The sequence below is a fragment of the Wolbachia endosymbiont of Drosophila leontia genome (assembly GCF_028981785.1).
Taxonomy (GTDB): Bacteria; Pseudomonadota; Alphaproteobacteria; order Rickettsiales; family Anaplasmataceae; genus Wolbachia; species Wolbachia pipientis.
Window position 1 is genome coordinate 1 of record NZ_JAPQLK010000093.1, and the last position, 3,386, is coordinate 3,386.

The 3,386-nt window shown below is 35.2% G+C and carries 2 protein-coding genes; both read left to right on the top strand.

The window, feature by feature from the left end:
• Positions 1–193 precede the first annotated feature (193 nt).
• Positions 194–1,825: a recombinase family protein gene (locus tag OZD63_RS03080; RefSeq protein WP_275008081.1), complete on the top strand. Its 1,632-nt coding sequence runs from the start codon at positions 194–196 to the stop codon at positions 1,823–1,825.
• 34 nt (positions 1,826–1,859) lie between these two features.
• Positions 1,860–3,119 carry a cbb3-type cytochrome c oxidase subunit I gene (locus tag OZD63_RS03085; protein WP_338062839.1) on the top strand — a complete coding sequence of 420 codons (1,260 nt, stop codon included), beginning with the start codon at positions 1,860–1,862 and terminating at the stop codon, positions 3,117–3,119.
• Positions 3,120–3,386 lie beyond the last annotated feature (267 nt).

Sequence of the window (3,386 nt, forward strand, 5' to 3'; positions counted from 1 at the left end):
GCTTGCAAATGATTGTCCTTTCCTTCATTTCTCTCCTATTACGAAGATTTTAAACAGGTTCTAAGAAAATTTTACAGGAGAAAGACTATGCAAAAATTTACTGTTCACCGTCGTTATGAACCTAGCCGATTATCAGATACATACTTGGCAGATGCCTATGAACAATTATATAAGGTGAAGGAGGTAGAAGAAAATGAAAATAGCGAGCTTTTATGCAAGAGTCTCATCGAGACAACAAGTACGGGAGAATACAATAGAGAGTCAGATTGTAGAGCTCGAATGTCGCATTAGTAGCGATGGACACGAATTATTAGATGAGCATCGATTCATCGATAATGGTTACAGTGGATCGAATTTAGAACGCCCTGGTTTGGAAAGGCTGCGTGATAAAGTAGCAGAAGGTAAAATTGATAAAATTTACATTCATTCACCAGATCGGCTCTCACGAAAATCCTCGTATCAGATGATCCTACTTGAGGAGTTTAGGAAAGCAGGATCTGAAATAGTATTCTTGAATCATAAGTTTGATGATAATCCAGATTCTAATTTATTTTTACAACTTCAGGGAGCAATAGCAGAATACGAACGTGCAAAAATTATGGAGCGAAATCGTAGAGGAAGGCTTCATGCAGCAAGAAAAGGGTTTGTAAGTGTTATGGCCAGAGCTCCATATGGATATCGCTATATGGGTAAAAATGCTGGGAATGAGCAAGCGAGATTTGAAATAAATGAAGAAGAAGCAAGCGTAGTACACAAGATATTCACTTGGGTCGGTACAGAAAGAGCAAGTATCAGAGAAGTTGTACGTCGATTAGATAGAGCACCTATCATAACACAAACAGGAAAAAGATATTGGAACAGCAGTACTGTTAGTCAGATATTAAAAAATCCTGCTTATATTGGAAAAGCAGCTTTTGGTAAAAGGAAAGTTGGTCCAAAACTAAAGTCTGCACGCTCAAAATCTAGAAGGAGTTATTCTGTTTACTCTAATAGCAAAGAAAATTGGATTCATGTTTCAGTACCAAGCATAATAAATGAAGATCTGTTTAATGCAGTTCAGAAGCAGTTAGATGAAAACAGAGCAAGAGTAAGACAAAGGAGTAAAACGTTTTTACTACAGGGTTTATTGGTGTGTCAGCGTTGTCAATATGCTTACTGTGGTATGCATGGCAACAGTAATAAAAATGGGAAAAAACGTGTATATTTTTACTATCGTTGTACTAGTACAGATGCCCACAGATTTAATAACACCAAGCTATGCGATAATAAATTAATCCGCACAGATGTGTTAGACACAGTCATATGGGAAGAAGTAAAGAGTGTATTAAGAGAACCAGATAAGATCACAAATGAGTATCAACGTCTTCTTTTAGGAGATAAGAAATTTGATAAGGATCTTGAAAAACAGGAGAATAAGCTAAAACGAATGATCTCAAATTTAATCGATGGCTACACACAAGAATATATAAGTAAGGAGGAGTTTGAGTCACGGATTAAGACAATGAGGCAACGTTTGAAAGAGATTGAAGCAGAAAAAGAAAAGGTACTTGATCAAAAAAGGCTAAAGCAGGAACTGAGTCTTATTACCGACAGCTTAAAACACTTTTCTTCAAATATTGAGTCCCAGCTTGATAAAGTAGATTGGCAGACTAAGCAGAACATTATTAAGATGCTGGTTAAGCAGGTAGAAATCAACCATGATCACTTATATATAATATTCCGAATAAAAGAGCTTGCAAATTCTGATCAAAACTGGCATAATAAAATTATGCAATGTTGTACTAGTTTCCTATTGAACAAAATTGAGAAAAAAGATTGTGCTTAATATACAAGACAACGCTCCGCTCTGTAGAAAATGGATGTTCTTGGCAGTATGTGCTCTTGCTTGCTCTGGGTTACTGTCAATAATTGTTATTTTTCTACGATTGCCTTTTATCTCCTCTCTTGTTCCTTCTGCACAATATATTTTTGATAATGCGCTGGTAATACACGTGAACTTGTCAATTTTAGTGTGGATGTGCTCTATAATATCTCTGCTCTTTATCATAAACCTACAAAATACCAATAGTTGGTTTAACTTTTCATGGGTTCTATCAACCCTTTCGATGCTGCTCATGTTTATATCCGCATTCGTTCCAAACACTGAAGTTATCAAAAGTAACTATATTCCCGTATTACAAAACAAATTATTTTTACTTGGACTCAGTTTATTTATTGCCAGTATATTAGTAAATACAATGCTAGCATACACATCAAAAAAAGAGGTTTCATTTCTCTCTGTTGGGCAAATTGGGCTAGTTATTATACTTGTATCGTCATTTCTTTGCTTTGTTTTAGCATATAATAATATGCCTCCAGGTCTATATCACTCAGATAATAATTTATTTTACGAATATCTCTTTTGGGGAGGCGGACATTTATTGCAGTTTGCTTTTGCTCAAGGAATGTTTTTAGTCTATTTAATAATGCTAAGTTCCAATGATATTAGTTTAGCTTCAAACAATAAAATTACTATTTTACCACTATTTATAAACACGATTTTAGCTGTAGGCGCACCGTTTGTATATTTTGTTTATCCAGTTGATAGTGCCAAGTTAATACAGTTTTTTACTTGGCATATGAGGATTGCTGGAGCAGTTTTGCCGTGCTTTTTGATAATATTAGTGTGCTACAACATCAGAACTTTTATTAATGATAAAAGCAACTATTTATTACATTCATTTTTGTTGTTCACTTATGGAGATGTGCTCGGAGTGTTGACTATTGAAGGTAATGTCACGATTCCCGCTCATTACCATGGTTCTGTAGTTGGGATCACTATAGCTTTTATGAATTTTGTCTACTGGATGTTACCTAAATTAAACTTTAAAGAGATAAAAAGTTCCATGGTAAGATTACAGATTTATGCCTACAGTATAGGGCATTTTCTCCATATCACTGGCCTTGTGTGGCTTGGTGGATATGGTGCTTTAAGGAAGGTTGCAGATCTGCCAAGTATTTCGTCAATGTTAGCACGCACGTGCTTCGTTATAGGTGGCGCTATATCAGTTGTTGGTGGAATGTTGTTCGTAATAATTGTGCTTTTACATCTGTTAAAAGGCAAAGCGCGTACCAACTGACCCATAGAAACAAAAAAAACTTCCTTGACAAATTCCCCCAGCGCCCTTATCATGAAACTGAAGCTATTTATTTATCTTCTCTGTACAGATTAAGTGACAGAAAAACTCAAGTATCTGGCGTCCCATGTTTAATTTTTTGCACTATGTGCACCTTATGTCTTTATAAAATTTCTAGGTTTTTACCTAATATAAGCTGAAATGCGCTTATAAAGCATTTAAAACATCAAAAAACGCCGATTTAAAAAATGGATAGTGAATAACTAGCTA

Coding starts and splice junctions, on each gene's coding strand:
- OZD63_RS03085 (WP_338062839.1), top strand. CDS start 1,860: ATGTTCTTGGCAGTATGTGCTCTTGCTTGCTCTGGGTTACTGTCAATA.
- OZD63_RS03080 (WP_275008081.1), top strand. CDS start 194: ATGAAAATAGCGAGCTTTTATGCAAGAGTCTCATCGAGACAACAAGTA.